The sequence below is a fragment of the Mycobacterium sp. genome (assembly GCF_035623875.1).
Classification (GTDB): domain Bacteria; phylum Actinomycetota; class Actinomycetes; order Mycobacteriales; family Mycobacteriaceae; genus Mycobacterium.
This window is the reverse complement of sequence record NZ_DASPSP010000136.1, coordinates 36,065-55,089: the sequence shown is the minus strand read 5'-3', so window position 1 is coordinate 55,089 and position 19,025 is coordinate 36,065. Positions and strand designations below refer to the sequence as shown.

Below are 19,025 nucleotides of genomic sequence, written 5' to 3'. Positions count from 1 at the left end.
AGGGTAATTCACCCGTGGGCAGGCACAGGTTGGGAAACAGCAGCGCGCTGCCCGATGTGGTGACATAGGTCTGCCGACGGCGAGGTCAGAATCACGGTGCCGTCGGGCAGCTGTTGATCCCGCCATCCCCAGAAGGTCTTCACCAAGTGTTGCAGGCGGCACAGACATTTGAGGTATAGGTGCCGCGTTATCCCCCCCGGGCCTCGATCATCGCTGCCCGGTTGACCTTGGTCGCGGCCGTGCGCGGAATCTCATCGACGAACTCGACGGTCTTGGGAACCTTGTAGGCGGCCAGTCGGGTCTTCGCGTAGGCGATGACCTGCTGCTCGGTCAACGCCGTCTCGACGTCGGCGAGCTGGACCACAGCGTGCACCCGGCGCCCCCACTCCGGATCGGCGAGTCCGATGACGACGACGTCGACGATCTCGTCGTGTTCGGCCAGCGCGCATTCCACCTCCGCCGGAAAGACATTCGCGCCCCCGGTGATGATCACGTCGCTACGGCGGTCGGCGATGTAGAGGTAGCCGTCGGCGTCCAGGTGTCCGATGTCACCGGCGGTCCGAAACCCGTCGGGCGTTGACGGCAACAACGGCGCCCCACCAAGATATCGATACCCGGCGCTCATCGGCGAGCGCAAGTAGACCTCGCCGAGCTCGCCGGTTGCCACCGGCCGGCCCTGTGGATCCAGGATCTGCACCTCGGTGTCCCGGAAGCCGCGGCCGACGCTGCCCGGATGCGCCAGCCACTCGTCGCCACGCAATGCGGTGATTCCCAGGCCTTCTGTCATCCCGTACGCCATCACGACTTGCTCCGGGCTGAGCAGATCGAACCAGGTGTGCAGCAGCGCGTGCGGCATCACTGCAGCGCCCTGCAAGATCCAGGCGACGCTGGAGAGATCTCGTTGGCGTACATCGGGAAGAGCTGCGATGCGAGCGAGCATTGTCGGCGTGGCGGTGAAGTTGGTGATGCGATACCGTTCGATCGCGTCGACAACGGTTGCCGCGTCGAACTTTTCCAGCACCACCAATTGGTCACCCCCCAACAGGTAGGTGAGCGGTGAGAATCCGTTGGTGTGATACATCGGACCGGGCACGAGGATGGTCTGCGGCTGGGCTGTCGGCTCCCAGGCGGCTAAGAACGGGAAGGATGACTCAGGCGTCCAGAGCCCCTGCGCCAGAGTGAGAATCACTTTGGGCAGGCCGGTGGAACCGCTGCTGCATATCCCGTTCGCGTGGGGGGACACCACGGCCGGAAGCGGCTCGTCGGACTGCTCGGCGGCACGCGATGCCAGCACGTCCCGGTGTTGTTCGTCGACGACGACGGCCGGGTCGATCACCTCCAGCACCCGGGTGCGCTCCCAATCCGGCAGGTCCCAGCGCATCGGAACGGGAACAGCGCCGATCTTCCAGCAGCCGAGCGCGGCTAACACCAGCTGCTCGGAATTGGGAATCGCAAGCGCGACAAGCGAACCGGTTTCAGCACCGGCCGCGGCCAGCGCGCGCCCCCATTGGTTGGCCCGGCCATCTACTTCGGCGAAGGTCATCGAGCGCGCGGTGCCGTCGCGGGCGATAACGGTAACGGCCGTGTCGTCACCACGTTGTCCGGCGAGCTGCTGCAGTTTGGTCCCGAACGGAATTCCTTCGTCTGGCGGAGTGGAAATCACTTCAGAAGCTGCTGGTTCCGTGGTCATGCGGATACCGGCTCAGAGAACAATGTCTCCAGTTGGCCACCGCGAACACCGGGCATCAGGCGAAGCGCAAGCACTTCGCTGCTGACCGGCAGCCGGATCAGCGGCTGGGTGTGCCTGTCCAGGACGCTGACGTCGGACTCGTCGCAGAAGCCCAGCGCGCCGAGCAACTGGTGCGCGGTGCGCAGCACCTGGCGCGCGGTATCGGTGGCCTTGAGCCGGAATACCAGCGCGTCTGCCGAACGCACGTGGGCCGCAGTCGATCCCATTCGGCTGATGGTGTACTTGGCGAGTTCGTAAAGCCCGCGCACGGCGACCGACGCGTCGGCGATGGTGAACCGGACGGCTTGAAATTCCGCCAGCGGCTTGCCGAACTGCATTCGCGCGGTGACGTGCTGGCGGGTGATCTCCAACGCCTGCTGCACGGCACCCAGAACCCGCCAGGATCCCAGCGTCAGGTGCATATCGACGTCGGCTCCCGGCACCGTGCCGTCGGGCTCAGTCAAGGTGGCCGGGACCAGAAACGGCCCCAGCTTGGCGCTGGTTCGCGACGACGGTCGCACGTGGTACCGCGTGCCGTCGAGGTCAGCGGCGATCCAGTCGCCGGCCAGGTCGCCGTGGTCGATGCGCGGCGCTTCGGGATTCACCAGGGCGAGCCGAGCACCGTCGATCGCCAGCAGCTCCTCGACTAGCGGGTAGGGCAGGGCCGCTGCGCCGGCCGCCTGGCAGAGCACAGCGGCCGCCAGCAGATCGTCGCCACCGGATCTGACGTCGAGGTCGAATGCGCCCAGGTCGGCCAGCGCGGACCGGGCATCGAGCCGGAGGTGGTCCTCGGTCTCGGCCCGCAGCGCCGCCTGCGGGCCGCCGAACCGGACGAAGCGTTTGGCGGCGACAGCGCCGAACTCGGTGATATCTTCTGGCAGAGCGGTGTTCACCCGTGATCCCCCAATGTCTCGCGCGCCACCAGCATCCGCTGTACTTCGATCGTTCCCGACGCCACGGTGGCTGCCTGGGCGTAACGCCAGTGGTCTTCGACCGCCCCGTGCAATCGGGCGGAGGTGCCGCTGTCCAGCGCAGAGGGGCCGAGCACGTCGAACAGCAACTCGGCGACCTGCTGATCGCAGGTGGTGGTCGCGATGCGGGCGGCACTGGCTGCCGGGCCCGCCGACGGGTCGTCCTGCAGCGACACTGCGCGGTAGGCCAGCAGCCGAGCGACCCGCAGGTCGATCAATGCCCGCACCCATCGGGACCGGATCGACTCGGGCAATCGGTCCCAGTCGTCACCGAGTTCGGATTGCATCCGGTCCAGCAGCGACTCACACCGCGCGTACCGGGCGATCCCGACCCGTTCGAAGGCCAGCGCCTCACGCATCACCCGCCAGCCGTCACCGACCTCGCCGAGGACCTCGTCGGCGAACACCTCAACACCGTCGAGGAACACCTCGTTGAGGTGGTGCGGTCCAAGCATCGAGCGGATCGGCCGCACAGTGATACCGGGCCGGTCCATGGGAACGAGAAACAGGCTGAGCCGCTTAGGTTTCGGTGCGGTCGGATCGGTGCACGCCGCCAGCACGCACCAGGACGCCATCTGCGCATAAGACGTCCAGACCTTCTGGCCGGTGACGCGCCAACCGTCGCCGTCGGGAACCGCGCGGGTGCGCAGCGACGCGAGATCGGTTCCAGCTTCCGGCTCGGAAAATCCCTGACACCAGATGACTTCTCCGCTCGCGATGGCGGATAGGTGTCGGGCCTTCTGCTCAGGGGTCCCGTAGCGCATCAGGGCGGGTCCGACCCAGTTGATGCCCATGTACTGCGCTCCGCGCGGTTCATGATGGGCCCACATCTCCTCGCGGAGTACGGTCTGCTGCCATACCGAACCTCCGCCGCCGCCATGCTCTTTCGGCCAGGCCAGCGCCAGCAGCCCGTCGGAGGCCAGCAGCTTGCAAAACGACTCGGTGGTGGCGAGGTCTCTCGGGTCGTCGGTGCAGGCGCCCAAGAAACCTTCCGGTATATGCGCGGAAATTAAGTCCCGCAAACGCTTTCTGAGATCGACGGCGTCGGCACCGAGGTCGTAATCCATCGTCATCCCTTCGGCAGTCCGAGCAGCCGCTCGGCGATGATGTTGCGTTGGATCTCGGATGTCCCGCCGTAGATAGTCGCCGCCAACGCGTCCTGACGTTCGAAGAGCAAGTCTTCATCGTTGATCGAACGTGGCCCGGCCGCAGCGGCGGCGAGTTCCCAAACCCGCTGCAGGGTAACCGAACCGAGGAGTTTCAGGATGTCGGCTTCTGGGCTTGGCCGGCCGGCGAGTTCGTTGTACAGCGAGCGGTACCCAGTGGCCCGCAACGCTTCGGCGTCGGCGAGCAGTGAGCCGAGCTCGGTGAAGACCTCACCCGAGGCGTAGTCGTCGTGCGCGGTCTCGGATCCCCGAACCGAATCGAGTCCACGCTTGATCTCAACCCAGTTCATGATCCAAATCATCTGGCGCTCATGGTTCAGCGACGACAATGCGACTTGCCATCCGCCGTTGTAGGGTCCCAACAGGTTAGCCACCGGCACCTCGACATCGTCGAGAATGACTTCGCAGAACGTCTCATCGGAGATCGATGCCATCCGAATCGGCTCGATCGTCACCCCGGGGGATTCGAGATCGAGGATGAGGCAGGAGATGCCGCGGTGTTTGGGTGCGTCCGGGTCGGTGCGGGCATACAGCGTGCACCACCGGGACAGGTGCGCCTGGGTGGTCCAGATCTTCCTGCCCTTGACCCGGAATACTTTGCCGTCTGGGCCGTCACGCACGGCGCGGGTGCGCAGGCCGGCGAAATCGGATCCGGCTTCCGGCTCCGACATGCCAAGCGCCCACCACTCGTCGCCGCGCAGCAGCGGGACGAGCAGACGTTCGATCTGCTCCGGGGTGCCGAACTGGCGAATCCCCGGCGCAGCAACATTGGGGCCGGCGATGTTGGGCAGCTTCGGCGCCGATCGCGTGGCGGCTTCCAGCCGGATCTCCATCGCGTCGGCCAAGCCCAACGATCGACCCCCGTGTTCGCGCGGCCAGGTCGGCTGCAACCACCCGGCCTCGAACGCCGCGCGTTGATGATCGCGCCGAAGATCGAGGTCCCAGCGATACTCGCGGTAGCGGTCGTAGTAGTCGTCGGGCAGAAAGTCCGTCAACCAAGCCGCATACTCGGCGACCACTTCACGCACCGAAGCCGTCATGCGGCACCTCCGGCGATGCGGCGTCCCACTGCGTAGTAGAGCGCGCGACTGTCTCCTAGCGTCGCGGCACCTTGCCACGCGTGCCGCAGATACAAGTGCATGTCGTGCTCCCACGTCTGCCCCAACGCGCCGTGGACCTGAACGCCGGTGCGCGCGCAGCCGACCGCGGCCTCCGCTGCCGCCGCCTTGGCCAGCGCCGCGGCGGTCCAGCCGGCCGAGGGTGACGTCGCGGGATCGTCGAGGCGCGCTGCTGCCGCATAGGTGAGACTGCGGGCGCGCTCTAAGGCGACATACTTGTCGGCCAACGCGTGCTTGATTCCCTGGAACGCGCCGATCGGCTTGCCGAATTGCTGCCGTGATTTCGCATGTTCTATCGCGCGCGCCAGCGCGGCGTCGGCCACGCCGACCAGATCGGCCGCCGCGGCGACCAACGGTGTGGCCAGCGCCGATTCCACATCGACCGGCGCGGTGACGACGGCTTCCGCGTCGATCTCGACGTCAGCGACCGGCTGCGCCGGATCGGTGCACTCCACGGCTTTCATGGCCACGCCGTCGCCGACGCGAACGACTGCGGCGACCGGCCCGTCAGCTGACGAGGCCAAGGTGACGATCAGCTCCGCCCGGGGCAGGCCGGCCACCGCGACCGCACGCCCGCGCAGACGTCCGCTCTGCAGGGTCATCGGCACACCCGGCAGCCGACACCCGGGTGGGTGAGCAGCCAGCGCGGCCACCACACCACCGCCGATGGTCTCCAGCACCTCGTCGACCGCGGGGCCGGCGACACGCAAGACACCGGCGGCCAGACCGATGCTGGACAGTAATGGGATAGGGGCGATGGCCGAACCGCATTCCTCGAGAACGACAGCGAGATCGAGGCGGCCGAAGGCGCCGTCACCGCCATCGGCGGGCACGGCGAGTTCGGTCCAACCGAGGTCGACGACCGTCTTCCACACGGTGCGCCAGCGTTCCGGATCCGTCATCGCCTGCCGGGCGACCCCGGGCGGGCACTCGGTGCGCAAGACGTCGCGCACGCTGTCACGCAGCGCCAGCTGACCGGAATTCAGTCCGACGTCCATAAGGCCCCTAACATAATAAAAATAGTAAACTAGCGCGACAGACGTCAATCGCTGCCGCGGTGTGCTGGGCGGCTCCGTATGGTGGTCAGCTATGGCCGAGTGGTACTTGTTCCTGCCGCAAGTGAGAGTGCCGGTCGCCGACATCGTTCAGCGATCGCGCCACGCTGAGGCCAGTGGGTTCAACGGGGTGGCGTTCGTCGACCACCTCGAGGCGCCCGGACTGCGCGACGAAAAGATCTGGGAGGCAATGGGGGTCGCCACCTGGGTGGCTGCTAAGACCGAGCGGTTGCGTATTGGTCATTTGGTGCTCTGTGATGCATTCCGCCATCCGGCGGTGCTGGCCAAACAGGCTGTCACCTTGTCGGAGGCCTCAGACGGCCGGTTCGAGCTCGGCCTCGGCTCTGGCTCGTGGCCCGCTGAGTTCGCCAGATTTGATGTTGGCCAACAAGATCCGGTGGCCCGGATCGCGCAGCTCGAACGCCATCTGGGCTTGATCATGCAGTACTGGGGGCGTGACGAGGCCCTGGAACGCAGACAATCGCCACCTCCCGAGCATCCGATACCGCTGGTCCTCGGGGGAACCGGGCGTCGGATGATGGAACTCGTTCGCAGATACGCGGATTGGTGGAACATACCGGCCAATCATCTCGATCGGTTGGCAAGTCTGGCGCCGGCCACCGGGTCCGCCCGGGTATCGGTTCAGCAGATGGTGGGCTTCGTTCGCCGGGACAGCGACCCCAAGGCTGTGCGGGAGCTGAGCACCCGGCGGTTCGGAAACCTCGGTTCCGGCCTGGTATGTGGTGATGCCGACGAATTGTCCGGACATTTCGCCGGCCTGTCCGCCCAGGGCGTCGAGCGGTTCTATGTCTGGTTCGCCGATTTCGCCGCCCCGGAATCGCTACACGAGTTCGGTGAAACGGTGATCAAAGCCTTCCCCGGATAGCGCGCTCGGTCATTGCTGCTGTGCGGCCCGCCGACGGACCTCGGTGGGCACGACGGGTTCACGGGCGAAGGGCCCGCGCCGGACCGCGTTCAGCCGGATCTCCGGTAGGTCCACGGACGGGTCCACGGTGTCGAGCCAGGCGACGGTCTCAGCGACATCGGACACCTGGATCGCGTACATCTCGAACGGAACATCTTGCAGCATCTCGGTTTCCACGGGTCCCGGCGTCACGATGTGCACGGCGATGCCGTCGCGGTCGACCTCGAGAGCCAGCGCGCGGGCGAAGGCGTTCATCCCCGCCTTGGACGCCGAGTAGGCCGTCCGCGCCATCATCGGCTCGTGCGCCGCGGAGGACGAGATGAACACCAGCCGGGAGCCGGCACGCATCCGTGGCAGCACCGCCGCGGTCACCACGAAGCAGGAATCCAGGTTCGCCGAGATGATCGCCTGCCATTGCTCGAATGTTTGCTTGCGGGCGTAGGTTCCGCCCAGCGTTCCGGCGGCGTGCACAACCAAATCGATTGTCTCCAAGGAGCTGATCGCTTGCGCGAAGCCTTTCGCGTCAGCGGCGTCGGCCACGATATACCGGGCTCCGATCTCGTCGGCGGCGGTGCGCAGCGGGCCCTCCCGGCGCGCCGACAAGACAACGTCGTAACCCAGTTCGCACAGTTTGCGCGCGCAGGCCTTGCCGATCCCGCCGCTGCCACCGGTGACCAGTGCGGTTCTCACGCTTGCTGCGATCTACAGATGGCGGTTGTCCCGCGGGCGGGACAGCGCCTGCGGCGACAACGCGTAGATCCGTTGGTCGGGGCCCGCGGCCAACACGTGACTCTGGGTGTCGGAAAGGTGCCGGGCAGCGATGCGGCGCGCCCGGTCGACGTCACCGGCCTCGATCATTTCGGCCAGCTTGACGTGGGTGTTGAGCACGGCGCGACGCTTAGCCAACGACGGGTAGGTGCCCTTAGCCGCGCTCTCGTCGGCCCAGTGCTGTTCGTGACTGGTCCATAACGTTTCCAGCGTGCCGACCACCGCGATGATGGTGCGGTTTCCGCAGCCACGCACGACGGAATCGTGGAATTTACGGCCGATTTCGGTGAATTCGGGTCCGTCCTCCAGATGCGCGGCCATCGCATCGTTGATCTCTTTGAGCTCGGGCACGATGGTGTCGGAGCGGTCCGGCCGTTGGGCGGCCAATGCCGCGCAGGCGGGCTCCAGCTCCAATATCGCCGTCCCCAGATCGGCAACCACAACCGACTCGCTCTGCAACAGCAGACCCAACATGTAGGCGGCGCTGGTCTTCGCCGGAGCGTGCACAACCGCACCGCCCCGGTTGCCGCGCCGAACCGATACCAGCCCTTCGGTCTCCAGGATCCGCAGCGCCTCTCGCAGCGAGACAAGGCTGACGTTGAACTGCTCGACGAGCACTTCCTGGCGCGGCAGCAAATCGCCGTCGGCCAATTCGCCGTCGATGATCTGGCGCCGCAACTCGTCGGCGACGATCTCGGCGATCCGGGGCGCCGACAAGCGACGTCGGGCCTCGGGGCCAATTCCCAGCGCAGTCATACGATTCCAGCAGCGAAACGACCGGACAGAGCCACGGCCGCTGCACCCGCGAACTCCATTGACTGCAATCTTAGCAGTAATGGCATAATAGCCGCGCTGGTCAAGCGGCCGGTTCAACTTGATCGAACCGATGATCGGCAAAGTTACTAAGATGGCATAGACAACAACCCGACGATGTAGACGGATGCAGGTTGAGCAGCGAGCATGACAGCCGACCGACACCGCTGGACGACGTCCGTGTTGTCGAGATCAGTGACCGGATCGCCGGCAGTTACTGCGGAAAGCTGTTGGTCGACGCCGGTGCCGAGGTCAGGAAAATCGAACCGCCACAAGGGGATCCGTTGCGGCGGTTCAGTGCCAGCTGCTCGCCGACGCCGGACCAGACGGACTCACCCCTGTTCGGCTACCTCAATGCCGGCAAGCGCAGCCTGACCTGGCCTGCTGCGGGCCCGCGCTCCGACGAGGGTTTCCACGATCAGCTTGCCGGCGCCGATATCGTCGTGGTCAGCGCGACCCGGGCACAGGCGTCCGCGTTGGGCATCGATCCGCAGCGGTTGCTGGCGGATAACCCGCAGGCAGTCGTCGTCACGATCTCCGACTTCGGCTGGACCGGTCCCTACGCCGACCGTGCCGCCAGCGAATTCACGCTGCAGGCCTGGTCGGGCTTGACCGGTTTCCGCGGCGATCCGGCCGGACCACCGATCGCGATCGGCGGTGACCTCGGGGAGTACATGGGCGGGGTGTCCGCCGCATTCGGCGCGCTCGCGCTGCGCCGCCGCGTCGAGCGCGGCGGTCCCGGCGAGCATCTGGATTTGTCCATGCTGGAAGCGATCACGCTGATGCAAAGTGGCGAATGGCTGCACTCGCAGCTGTTACAAGTGCCGCCGGTATCCCGCACGGTCGAAGTGCCGTCGATCGAGCCGGCCAAGGACGGCTACATCGGGATCACCATGGTCACCGGCCAGCAGTGGCTCGACTTCGCGGCGATGGTCGACTGCCCAGAGCTGACCGAGATTCCTCAGCTCAGTTTTCAAATCGGCCGATGGGAGTACCGCGACTTCATCCGCGATCGGATTCGTCCCTGGCTGGCCGAACGCACCGTCGAGGAAGTCGTCGAACTCGGGCAACTGTTCCGCCTGCCGATCGCGGGATTGGGTAACGGCGCCACGATCCGCGACACCGCCTATGCGACCGAACGCGGAGTGTTCGTGCGCAACCCGGCGGGCTTTCACCAGCCCCGCACCCCCTGGTTGATGTCACGCTGTGGGCCCGCCCTGCTGCGCAGCGCGCCGTCGCTTGGCGAGGCCAACAACACCAGGCCCTGGCCCAAGCGTGAGCACGACGTGCGGCCGGCAGAGCCTCGGCTGCCGCTCGAGGGCCTTCGCGTCATCGACCTGACCGCGTTTTGGGCTGGGCCCGCCGCGACTCATCTGCTCGCGGCGTTCGGCGCCGACGTCGTCAAGGTGGAGTCGATCCAGCGTCCCGACGGCATCCGGTACTCGGGCGGGATGCGCAAGGACGTCGACGACTGGTGGGAATATGGCTGGGTGTTCCACGCCATGAACACCAACAAGCGGTCGGTAACTTTGGATTTGGGGTCCGACGAAGGCCGTCGGCTGTTCACCGGCTTGGTCGCCGACGCCGACGTGGTGATCGAGAATTTCTCCGCGCGGGTGATGGACCACTTCGGGCTCACCGCGGACGCCTTGCTGGCGGTCAACCCGCGGCTGGTCATGGCCCGGATGCCAGCGTTCGGGCTAGACGGTCCGTGGCGCGACCGGGTCGGTTTCGCGCCCACCATGGAGCAGATCGCCGGGCTGGCCTGGGTGACCGGATTGCCCGACGGTCCGCCGGTCCCGCCCAGGGGAGCCTGCGATCCGCTGGCCGGCGTCCACGCCGCGTTCGCCGTGCTGGCTGCGCTGAACTTCGCCGAGCGCACCGGAGACGGCCAGCTCGTCGAGCTGCCGATGATCGAAACAGTCATGAACGCCACAGCAATTCAGCCGATGGAGGCCGAGGTATTCGGGATCACGCTGAGCCGCCGGGGCAACCGCGGTCATGGCTGGGCCGTCCAGAATCTCTACCGCTGCGCGGGCGACGACGATTGGATCGCCGTCACGGTGCGTACCGACGACCAATGGCGTGCATTGGTTGACCTGATGGGCCGGCCGTCGTGGGCCGAGGACCACCGTTTCGCCACTGTCGCCGGACGGCGGGAAGGGGCCGACGATATCGACCGTCGACTTCAGGACTGGTTCCTCGGCCAGGATCTGCGAAGCGCAGTGGAAAACCTTGCCGGCGCGGGCATTCCCGCCGCACCGGTGGTGTCGCCGTCGCTGGTGACCGAGAATCCGCAACTCAACGACCGCGGGTTCCTCGAGCCGCTCGACCATCCGCGCACCGGCCCCGGCCGCTATCCCCGGCCGCCGTTCGCCCCGCTCGACGGACGGCGGAACTGGCTGATGCGTCCGCCGCCGACCCTCGGCGAGCACAATGAAGAAGTACTGCGCGATCTTTGCGGGCTCACCGATCAAGACCTCGCACGGTTGGCGTCTGCCGGGGTGATCGGCACCCGGCCCAAGGGTATGTAACGAACTGCGCCTGGTGGCAATATCGGCCCGCGGTGGGGGTCCCCCCGCTTGCGGGGGCGAGCCGGGCGAAAGGAGGAGGTTTTCGATGCGAGTGATTGTCGACGAGACGTTATGTGAGGCAAACGGTTTCTGCGAATCGTTGGCGCCGGACATATTCGAGATCGGGCACTCCGACGTCGTGCACGTTGCGGAGGGTGAAGTTCCGGAGCATTTGGAGATAGACGTGCGCGCCGCAGTCGACCAGTGCCCCAAGGCCGCGTTGCGAATCGTCGACTGAACTAGGGCTTACCGCTCCCTCAGCGAGATCGCCATCTCGTCGTAGATCGACATGTTCGTCGTCAAATTCGGGTAAGCCGCCCGGGCCGGGCCGAGCGTGATGCCGTCACTGCGCAACAGCAGCTCGTCAAACACTGCGCGAAGCTCGGCGCGCGCCAGCATGGCGCCCAGGCAATGATGCGGGCCTCCGCCGCCGAACGCCACATGCGGATTCGGCTGGCGAGCGATGTCGAAGGTGAACGGCGCCTCGAAGACCTCCTCGTCGCGGTTCGCCGACCGCAGCATCGAGACCACCCGATCGCCTTTGGGGATGTGCAGGCCATCCATCTCGACGTCGACCTTGGCGGTGCGTGTCCAGTACGCCACCGGTGACGCCCAGCGGAGCACCTCCTCGACGGCGCTCGACCGCAGTGATTCTTCTTCGCGATACCGCTCGATCTGGTCGGGATTGGCGACGAACGCCTGCAGCCCGATCGCCAGCGCGTTCTTGGTGGTGTCGCTGCCCGCGAACGCCAGTACGAAGAAGAAGAACTCCAACTCGTTGGCGGGCAGACTGAACTGCTCGCCGTCGTCGCCGGTGATCACCGCGGATGCCAACGTGCTCCAGATGTCGTCGGTCGGATTCCGCCGCTTTTCCGCAGTGAGCTCCATCGCGTAGCTGAAGATCCAGGCGAAGAGATCGACGTCCGGCTTTCGGTTCTCCTGCGACCCGCGCGCTTGCGACTTCAGGATGCGGTCGAGGCAATCGAAGACTCGCGGCCGATCCTCGTCCGGTATGCCGATGATGTCGCCGATGACGGTCATCGGCAGCGCGTCGGCGACATCATCGATCCAGTCGCCGTCCCGCTTGGCGAGGAGATCGTCGATCATCCGCGCCGCGCGGGCTCGGATGCCGTCCTCCAGTTTGGCGATCGCTCGCGGGTTGAAAGCGTTCGAAATGAGCTTGCGACGTTTGTTGAGCCCCGGCGGATCCATGTTGATGATGGTCGGGTAGGAGGCGAAGAGATCGGCCGGCTGGATCAGTGGGCCATCGGCGGCGGTGAACGAATCGGCATCTCGGTGCAGGCGCACGGCATGCCGATGTTTGGTGGCCATCCAGAAATCCCGTTTGACGGTTTTGGCCACGCCCGGCGTCAAGCCGTGGCGGAACAGCGGCTTGTTGCGGCGTAGCTCGGCGAACACCTCATCAGGAAAGCCGTTGCGCCACAATGCGAAATCGGACAGATCGACCGCCACAGCCGTCATCCGCAACCTCGATTCACTCGGACGCCAATACCGCGCAGGGCGCCGCTAGCTGACCCAACCCTACTGCCACCAACGACCCGCGTTGACGTTCAATGCTTAAAATAGTAAAAATAGAAGAAGTCGTCCACGCGCGGCGAGCATAAAGCGCGGCCATGTGCCACTTGGCTGGCGCGGGAGATGGACGCAAAAGGAGCAGACAGTGACGGACACGGTTTCGGACTCCTCCATCGATCCGTCCGAACGCGAGTTCGGGGCGAGCGGCATCAGCCTGTCGCGGTACCGATTTCCGACTGGATGGTTCATCGTCGGCTTTGCCTCGGACCTGGCGCCCGGCGAAGTCAAGCGTGTGCACTACTTCGGCGAGGAGCTGGTGCTTTTTCGCACCGAATCCGGCCAGCTGAACGTGCTAGACGCGTACTGCCAGCACCTGGGCGCCAACATGGGTGTCGGCGGCACGGTGGAGGGCGAGAACATCGTCTGCCCCTGGCACGGTTGGCGGTGGCGCGGTGACGGAACTAATGCGCTGATCCCGTACAGCAAGATCGGCTGTAAAAACAACGTCCGGGTCCGCACCTACCACAGCACGGAGTGGTATGGCTTCATGCTGGTCTGGCACGAGCGGCACGGCCGGGCGCCGTACTGGCAACCGCCGGTACTGCCCGAGCTGGAGACCAACGAGTACTACCCGCTGCACCCACACACCCGAATGGTCAACCGGGTCAAGGTGCACGCGCAGATGATCATCGAAAACGCCGCCGACCCGTATCACGTGCAATATGTGCACAAGGCCGCCAACCCCGCTACCACTGCTTCGTTCGAGGTGTCCGGCTATCACCTGCACGCCACGGTCAACGCCCATTTCGGCGGCGGCCGAGCACAGACCTGGCTGACCCCGAACGGGCCGGTCGACGCGAAGATCATCTACGACAACTACTCGCTCGGGTTGGGCATCGTTCGGTTCCCCAGCGAGCTGGTCGCCACCGTCCAGGTCACCGGGCAGACTCCGGTCGACGAGGACTACACCGACTACTTCTACACCCAGGCTTCCATCCGCGAACCGGGCGACACTGGCGACGCACCCACCGGTCGCGCCGCCAAATTTTTGGCGCTGCAGCAAGAGGTCATCAAGCAGGACTTCTTCACGTGGGAGAACATGAAGTATCTGGAAAAGCCGAATCTGGCTCCCGAGGAGGCGCACGACTATGCGGCGCTACGGCGGTGGGCGCACCGCTTCTATCCGGGAGAACAACGCTCGCCTGAGGACTTCGGCTACACCGCCAATGGCGAGCCGGACCCGGCGGCCGCCCCGGCTTGATGTGCGCTGACCGGAGCGGGCCCCTCGGGCCCTCCGATTTCGGCGTCGATAGTTTCACCGTGTCTGCTGTGCTGGATCGGCGGGCCGAGCAGTACCCCGATCGCGTGATGATGGCGATCGCCGGGACCGACGTGACTTTCGAACAGATGCGGCGACGCTCCTGCGCGGCGGCTAATGCTCTGCTGGACTTGGGTATCGGGCCGGCAGACTGCGTCGCGTTGTTCACCGCGACGTGTCCGGAATGGGTCTACTTCTGGTTGGGCGCCGCGCGCATAGGTGCGGTGACCGCAGCCGTGAATGCCGCCAACAAGGGCGACTTCTTGCTGCACGCGCTTCGATTGTCGCGGGCGAAAGCGGTCATCACCGACACCGAACGGCGATCCCGGGTCGCTGAGGTGGCTGAACGATTGCCCGAGTTGAGCAGCATTGTGGTCCAAGGTGATCCGCTCGACGAAGTGCTCCATTGCGCAGCGATGGGCACCGAGGGCGAGTACGTCGGCAACGGCGGGGATGTCGGGTCGTTGTTCTTCACGTCGGGCACCACCGGGGCGTCGAAAGCGGTTGCCACCACTTGGCATTACCTGTTCACCACGGCCGCGACGGTCGCGTCGGCGTGGGAGTTCGGTTCCGCCGAGGTGCTGTGGACGGCGATGCCGCTGTTTCACCTCAGCGCTGCGCCGTCAGTGCTGGCGCCGATGCTCGTCGGCGGGACAACGGTACTGGCGCCGGCTTTTCATCCCGGGTCGGTCTGGGACGAGGTGCGCGCGTGCGGCGCTGTCGGATTCGCCGGTGCCGGTGCAATGGTCTCGATGCTCCTGCGGCAGCCGCCCGATCCACGCGATGCGCAGTTGCCGGTGCGGTTCATCTCCGCCGCGCCGATTGATGCTTCGGTGTACCGCGATATCGAAAAGCGCTACGGATGCCGAATCGTCACCATGTACGGCATGACCGAGGCCTTTCCGATCGCGGTCAAAGGTGTTGCCGACGAAAGCGTGCCCGGAACGTCGGGCCGGCCTAATCCCAGTTTCGACGTGCGGATCGTCGACCCGGCCGGCGAGCCGGTCCCGGACGGATCGGTGGGCGAGATCGCTTGTCGGCCCCGCTACCCGCACGTCATGAGCGAGGGTTACGTGAACGGTGAAGGTGGCGTCGACCCGCACCCGCCGTGGTTTCGCACCGGGGATCTCGGCGTGCTGGACAGCGACCAGAATCTGACTTATGTGGACCGGCTGAAGGATTCGTTGCGCCGTCGCGGCGAAAACGTCTCATCGGTCGAGGTCGAGACCGTGGTGATGGGTCATCCCGCGGTGCTCGAAGCCGCGGCGGTCGGTGTGCCCAGCGACCTCGGTGAGGACGACATCCTGCTGGTCGTCGCGGTGCGACCGGACTCCGCGCTGGATTACCCGGACCTGCTGGACTTCTGCAGTGCCCGAATGCCGTACTTCTGCGTGCCGCGATACGTAGAGGTAGTCGGCGAGTTGCCGAAGACCATCATCGGGCGGGTCCGCAAGGATATTCTTCGCAGCCGAGGTGTCGGACCCAGCGCCTGGGACCGCGAAAGTCACGGATACATCGTCAGCCGGTAAGACAGGGAGAAAACAGATGGCCATGACCTACCAACAGCAGTACGTACTCGACGGTGCGGCGGGGCGCGACGCCATCTTGAATCTGACCGCACGGCACAACCGATGCTATTCGGACGGCGACCGCACCGGCTGGATTACCACATTTCGGCACTCTGGCGCCCGTTTCACCCGCGACGGTGAGAAATTCACCGATCTGGGTGCTGCCTTCGACGGCGGCGCGGGAAGGCTGGTCACCATCGATCACGAAATCACCGTCGACGGCATCAACGCGACACAGCGCTGCGTCGCACTGCTTTTCGCCATCGGCGAGGATGGCACGACCAGCTTGCGCGCCACCGGAAGCTACCGGGACCAACTCATTTATGAACGCGGCGGCTGGTACTTCGCTTCCCGCGAGCTCGAATGGGATTCGGTCTCGAACGGGCATTCGCTCACGGTGTGACGGAAGCGGCATCCTTGGTGACAACACCCATCAGCTACCGGTTGGCGTTCGGTACCTATGAGGAGGCCCTGCGGATGGTCGGTGTGGCAACCGAGCCAAGAACTGCGGGGACAGTGGTCAGTGCGGCCCGGATCCAGATGTTCGCCGCGACCGTCCGTGACGGCAATCCGTCGTATTGGGACGTCGAATTCGCCACGAGCACCTGGGGAGGACTCTTGGCGCCACCGGCGCTGCTGATGGGGTGGCTGACGCCGCCGCCCTGGGAGCCGACCGGGCAACCGCCGGTGTCGGCCATCGCCATCCGGGTGCCGTTGCCCGGGACCACGTTTATCAATGCGGCCAACGAGGCCGAATTTCCGCTGCCCATCATCGAGGGTGACCGGCTGAGTGTCGTCGAGGAAGTGGTGTCGGTGTCACCGGAGAAACGAACCCGGCTCGGTGTCGGCCATTTCGTCGAGACGTTGGACACTTTCACCCGCCAAGACGGTGCGGTGGTGGCCACGAACCGGAACACTCTGTTTCGCTTCACCCCCGATACGCCGTCATGACCGTGGACTGGGAGCGGATCAATATTCCGTGTGATCTGCCCGAGGTACGCGATGAGATCAGCTACCAGCGGGTGGTGATGAACTCCGGAGCGACGTGGGACTACTTCCCGGGCCACTTCGATCCCACCTATGCCGAAAGCCAAGGCCATCCAACGATTTTCGTCAACACGATGCACCTCGCCGGTTTCGCCGACCGCATCGCGACCGATTGGGCCGGCCCGGACAGCCGGGTAGTGCGGCGGAAGATGAGGTTAGTCGGCTCGATCTATGCCGGCGACACGATGGTGGGCCGGGGACGCGTCGTCGCCACGCGCCGCGACAGCACCGTCGACCCGCCGCGCTACCTGCTCGATGTGCAGATCGAGGTGACCAACCAACGCGGTGAGCTGTGCTGTCCGGTCGAGCTCACCCTGCAGCTACCCGGGTAATTGCAGTGGCCGATGGCTTGGGCGAACGACACCTGGCGGTGTGCCGAAGGTTCGGCGAGTCGGTTCGCGCGGCGAACGGAAAATGGGATCGTCGCTCGCCCTGCGATGCGTGGGATGCCAGGGGAGTGCTGGAGCACGTCATCGGTTTTCACGACGTACTGCTGCTGCGCCCGCTGGGGCTCAAGCCCGACCGTCCGCGTGATGATTCGCAGATCCGGTGGGAGCTGACCTACGGCGCGCTAGAGAAGGCGTTCGAACCCGGTCGGCGCCTGTTCGACCGAGTCGTTGACATCCCGGAATTAGAGGGCAATCCGGCGACCCGACTGGATGCGCGCGCGGTGATGCCGAACCTGACCCGCGACGTGTTGGTGCACACCTGGGACCTGGCCCGGGCGGTGGGGGCCGATGACCGGCTGGACGCCCGGTGGTGTGAGCTGTTCTACGCGGCGTTGCCGAGCGACCCTGAGGCGCTGAGCGTTTCCGGGATGTTCGACGTTCCCGTCGCGGTGGCTGACCACGCTGACGCGCAATCGAAACTCCTTGCCCGGCTTGGCCGCAACCCGGGTTGGCAGCTGTAGTCGCTAACCAGGCAGTGGCGGCATTGCGCCTTTGCTTATCACCGATTGCAGTTCGACATACTCGTGCAGGCCCTCGGGCCCGAATTCGCGGCCGATGCCCGATTGCTTGAAACCGCCGAACGGGCTGCCGATGTCGAGGGTGTACATGTTGATGCCGTAAGTGCCAGCGCGCACACCCGCGGCGACCTCGAGGCCGTGCGCGACGTCGGCGGTCCACACCGACCCGGCCAGACCATAGTCGCTGTCGTTGGCTATGCGGATCGCGTCGTCTTCGTCGCGGTAGGTCAGCACGCTCAACACCGGGCCGAAAATCTCCTCCCGGGCGATGCGCATGTCGTTCGTCGCGTCGGCGAACAGAGTCGGCCGCACATACCAGCCGCGCTCGCTGGGAGCGTCTTCGCCGCCAAGGACGATCCGGGCGCCCTCTTTTACCCCTGACCGGATGAAGTCCTGCACCCGATGTTGCTGCCGTTGGGCCACCAGGGGGCCGACGTCGGTCGCGTCATCCGACGGATCGCCTACATGCAAACCAGACATCATGTCGGCCAGCGCGTCGACGACCTCGTCGTGACGCCGTTCGCTGACCAGAATGCGGGTCTGCGCGACACAGGCCTGGCCATTGTTCATCAGGCTCGCGCTCTTCAGGCTCTTGACCGTCTTGTCGATGTCGGCATCGTCGAGGATGATCGCCGCGGACTTGCCGCCGAGTTCCAAGCTGACGCGCTTGAGTTGCTCGCCACACAGCGCGGCGATCCGGCGTCCGACGGCACTCGACCCAGTGAACGCGATCTTGTCCACACCCGGATGACGCACCAGCGCCTCGCCGACATCCGTACCGCCGGGCAGCACGGACACCACCCCGTCTGGCAGGTCAAGCTGCTCGATCATCTCAGCCAACCACAAAGCATCCAAAGGTGTTTCGGGTGCGGGTTTGACGATGACGGTGCAACCTGCGATCAGGGCGGGAATCAGCTTGGGCATGATCAGGAATTGCGGCACATTCCACGGCACGATCGCCCCGACCACGCCGACCGGGGCTCGCCGCAGGTGCACTTCGCCGAGCACTCCTTGGCGACGTTCAGCCCAGGGAAAGTCGCGGGCGACTGCCAGCGCGAGGTGCATCAGCGACACCGCTGCCGTCGCTTGGCCCAGCCGGCTGAAACTGCGCGGTGAACCCATTTCGTCGGTGATCAGGTCGGCCATCTCGTCGAGATGGCCGGAGTAGATGGTCGCGAGCTGTTCCACCTTGCGCATCCGCTCGCCCGGGTCCAGTCGCGGCCACGGGCCGTGGTCGAAGGCCTGTCGCGCGGCGGCGACCGCGGCATCGACGTCGGCTGGGGCGGCGGCGGGAGCTTCGCCGATCGGCTCTTCGGAATGCGGAGAGATGACCGCTATCCGGTTCCGGGTGGACGGCTCGCGCCAGTGTCCTCCGATGAAAAGCTGGTCGTAGCAACGGTGGTCACGGTTTTCCGTCATCGGGGCACCACCTCTGAAAAGGCGACGGCAACTTCGCTATTGATGCTAACAT

General features: G+C 65.6%; 18 protein-coding genes. 9 read left to right on the top strand and 9 right to left on the bottom strand.

All coding sequences use genetic code 11. The annotated features are described in order from the left end of the window. Positions 1-187: 187 nt before the first annotated feature. From VEI45_RS11235 to VEI45_RS11215, 5 genes are read right to left on the bottom strand one after another with little or no spacing between them, the layout of a single operon-like run. Positions 188-1,690, bottom strand: a complete 1,503-nt coding sequence (locus VEI45_RS11235; RefSeq protein ID WP_324853110.1) for a class I adenylate-forming enzyme family protein — start codon at positions 1,688-1,690, stop codon at positions 188-190. Continuing rightward, on the bottom strand, positions 1,687-2,622 hold the full coding sequence (locus tag VEI45_RS11230; protein WP_324853108.1) for an acyl-CoA dehydrogenase family protein: 936 nt from the start codon (positions 2,620-2,622) through the stop codon (positions 1,687-1,689). The genes VEI45_RS11235 and VEI45_RS11230 overlap by 4 nt, the downstream gene beginning before the upstream one ends. Beyond that, complete coding sequence (locus tag VEI45_RS11225) at positions 2,619-3,767, bottom strand: acyl-CoA dehydrogenase family protein (protein WP_324853106.1); 1,149 nt, start codon at positions 3,765-3,767, stop codon at positions 2,619-2,621. The genes VEI45_RS11230 and VEI45_RS11225 overlap by 4 nt, the downstream gene beginning before the upstream one ends. A gap of 2 nt (positions 3,768-3,769) precedes the next feature. Next, positions 3,770-4,906: an acyl-CoA dehydrogenase family protein gene (locus tag VEI45_RS11220; protein WP_324853104.1), complete on the bottom strand. Its 1,137-nt coding sequence runs from the start codon at positions 4,904-4,906 to the stop codon at positions 3,770-3,772. After that, entirely contained in the window at positions 4,903-5,982 is a 1,080-nt protein-coding gene (locus VEI45_RS11215) for an acyl-CoA dehydrogenase family protein (protein ID WP_324853102.1), read from the bottom strand. The genes VEI45_RS11220 and VEI45_RS11215 overlap by 4 nt, the downstream gene beginning before the upstream one ends. 91 nt (positions 5,983-6,073) lie before the next feature. Between VEI45_RS11215 and VEI45_RS11210 the strand changes: the two genes are divergently transcribed. Then, positions 6,074-6,925: an LLM class flavin-dependent oxidoreductase gene (locus VEI45_RS11210; protein ID WP_324853100.1), complete on the top strand. Its 852-nt coding sequence runs from the start codon at positions 6,074-6,076 to the stop codon at positions 6,923-6,925. Between the two features lie 9 nt (positions 6,926-6,934). Here the strand turns inward: VEI45_RS11210 and VEI45_RS11205 are convergent, their stop codons facing one another. Then, positions 6,935-7,654 (bottom strand): SDR family oxidoreductase, encoded by a 720-nt coding sequence (locus tag VEI45_RS11205; RefSeq protein WP_324853098.1) that lies wholly within the window; start codon positions 7,652-7,654, stop codon positions 6,935-6,937. A 12-nt stretch (positions 7,655-7,666) separates the two neighbouring features. Next, positions 7,667-8,488, bottom strand: a complete 822-nt coding sequence (locus VEI45_RS11200) for a FadR/GntR family transcriptional regulator (protein ID WP_324853096.1) — start codon at positions 8,486-8,488, stop codon at positions 7,667-7,669. Positions 8,489-8,679: 191 nt separating this feature from the next. Between VEI45_RS11200 and VEI45_RS11195 the strand changes: the two genes are divergently transcribed. Next, positions 8,680-11,079 carry a CoA transferase gene (locus tag VEI45_RS11195; RefSeq protein ID WP_324853093.1) on the top strand — a complete coding sequence of 800 codons (2,400 nt, stop codon included), beginning with the start codon at positions 8,680-8,682 and terminating at the stop codon, positions 11,077-11,079. Between the two features lie 85 nt (positions 11,080-11,164). Then, the gene (locus VEI45_RS11190; protein ID WP_324853091.1) at positions 11,165-11,356 is read left to right on the top strand and encodes a ferredoxin; all 192 of its coding nucleotides are present in this window, start codon (positions 11,165-11,167) and stop codon (positions 11,354-11,356) included. Positions 11,357-11,364: 8 nt separating this feature from the next. On the opposite strand, the gene VEI45_RS11185 is transcribed toward VEI45_RS11190, so the two are convergent. Next, complete coding sequence (locus tag VEI45_RS11185; RefSeq protein ID WP_324853089.1) at positions 11,365-12,600, bottom strand: cytochrome P450; 1,236 nt, start codon at positions 12,598-12,600, stop codon at positions 11,365-11,367. A gap of 199 nt (positions 12,601-12,799) precedes the next feature. Between VEI45_RS11185 and VEI45_RS11180 the strand changes: the two genes are divergently transcribed. The 6 genes from VEI45_RS11180 (at position 12,800) to VEI45_RS11155 (ending at position 17,497) form a co-directional block, all read left to right on the top strand. Beyond that, positions 12,800-13,915 (top strand): aromatic ring-hydroxylating oxygenase subunit alpha, encoded by a 1,116-nt coding sequence (locus VEI45_RS11180; RefSeq protein ID WP_324853087.1) that lies wholly within the window; start codon positions 12,800-12,802, stop codon positions 13,913-13,915. Next, positions 13,915-15,501: an AMP-binding protein gene (locus VEI45_RS11175; protein WP_324853085.1), complete on the top strand. Its 1,587-nt coding sequence runs from the start codon at positions 13,915-13,917 to the stop codon at positions 15,499-15,501. Before VEI45_RS11180 ends, VEI45_RS11175 begins: the two co-directional genes overlap by 1 nt. Positions 15,502-15,517: 16 nt before the next feature. After that, entirely contained in the window at positions 15,518-15,943 is a 426-nt protein-coding gene (locus tag VEI45_RS11170; protein ID WP_324853083.1) for a nuclear transport factor 2 family protein, read from the top strand. Positions 15,944-16,017: 74 nt separating this feature from the next. Further along, on the top strand, positions 16,018-16,491 hold the full coding sequence (locus VEI45_RS11165; RefSeq protein WP_324853112.1) for an FAS1-like dehydratase domain-containing protein: 474 nt from the start codon (positions 16,018-16,020) through the stop codon (positions 16,489-16,491). Further along, complete coding sequence (locus VEI45_RS11160; protein WP_324853081.1) at positions 16,488-16,919, top strand: MaoC family dehydratase; 432 nt, start codon at positions 16,488-16,490, stop codon at positions 16,917-16,919. The genes VEI45_RS11165 and VEI45_RS11160 overlap by 4 nt, the downstream gene beginning before the upstream one ends. Positions 16,920-16,924: 5 nt before the next feature. Then, positions 16,925-17,497, top strand: a complete 573-nt coding sequence (locus VEI45_RS11155) for a maleylpyruvate isomerase family mycothiol-dependent enzyme (RefSeq protein ID WP_324853079.1) — start codon at positions 16,925-16,927, stop codon at positions 17,495-17,497. Between the two features lie 3 nt (positions 17,498-17,500). Here VEI45_RS11155 and VEI45_RS11150 read toward each other — a convergent pair whose 3' ends face one another. Then, positions 17,501-18,973, bottom strand: coding sequence for an aldehyde dehydrogenase (locus VEI45_RS11150; protein WP_324853077.1), 1,473 nt, complete (start codon positions 18,971-18,973; stop codon positions 17,501-17,503). Positions 18,974-19,025: the final 52 nt, after the last annotated feature.

Bases quoted from the DNA above. Each gene is read 5' to 3' on its own strand.
- VEI45_RS11190 (WP_324853091.1), top strand. From the start codon at position 11,165: ATGCGAGTGATTGTCGACGAGACGTTATGTGAGGCAAACGGTTTCTGC.
- VEI45_RS11200 (WP_324853096.1), bottom strand. From the start codon at position 8,488: ATGACTGCGCTGGGAATTGGCCCCGAGGCCCGACGTCGCTTGTCGGCG.
- VEI45_RS11185 (WP_324853089.1), bottom strand. From the start codon at position 12,600: ATGACGGCTGTGGCGGTCGATCTGTCCGATTTCGCATTGTGGCGCAAC.
- VEI45_RS11175 (WP_324853085.1), top strand. From the start codon at position 13,915: ATGTGCGCTGACCGGAGCGGGCCCCTCGGGCCCTCCGATTTCGGCGTC.
- VEI45_RS11220 (WP_324853104.1), bottom strand. From the start codon at position 4,906: ATGACGGCTTCGGTGCGTGAAGTGGTCGCCGAGTATGCGGCTTGGTTG.
- VEI45_RS11225 (WP_324853106.1), bottom strand. From the start codon at position 3,767: ATGGATTACGACCTCGGTGCCGACGCCGTCGATCTCAGAAAGCGTTTG.
- VEI45_RS11170 (WP_324853083.1), top strand. From the start codon at position 15,518: ATGGCCATGACCTACCAACAGCAGTACGTACTCGACGGTGCGGCGGGG.
- VEI45_RS11150 (WP_324853077.1), bottom strand. From the start codon at position 18,973: ATGACGGAAAACCGTGACCACCGTTGCTACGACCAGCTTTTCATCGGA.
- VEI45_RS11215 (WP_324853102.1), bottom strand. From the start codon at position 5,982: ATGGACGTCGGACTGAATTCCGGTCAGCTGGCGCTGCGTGACAGCGTG.
- VEI45_RS11210 (WP_324853100.1), top strand. From the start codon at position 6,074: ATGGCCGAGTGGTACTTGTTCCTGCCGCAAGTGAGAGTGCCGGTCGCC.
- VEI45_RS11160 (WP_324853081.1), top strand. From the start codon at position 16,488: ATGACCGTGGACTGGGAGCGGATCAATATTCCGTGTGATCTGCCCGAG.
- VEI45_RS11165 (WP_324853112.1), top strand. From the start codon at position 16,018: ATGGTCGGTGTGGCAACCGAGCCAAGAACTGCGGGGACAGTGGTCAGT.
- VEI45_RS11235 (WP_324853110.1), bottom strand. From the start codon at position 1,690: ATGACCACGGAACCAGCAGCTTCTGAAGTGATTTCCACTCCGCCAGAC.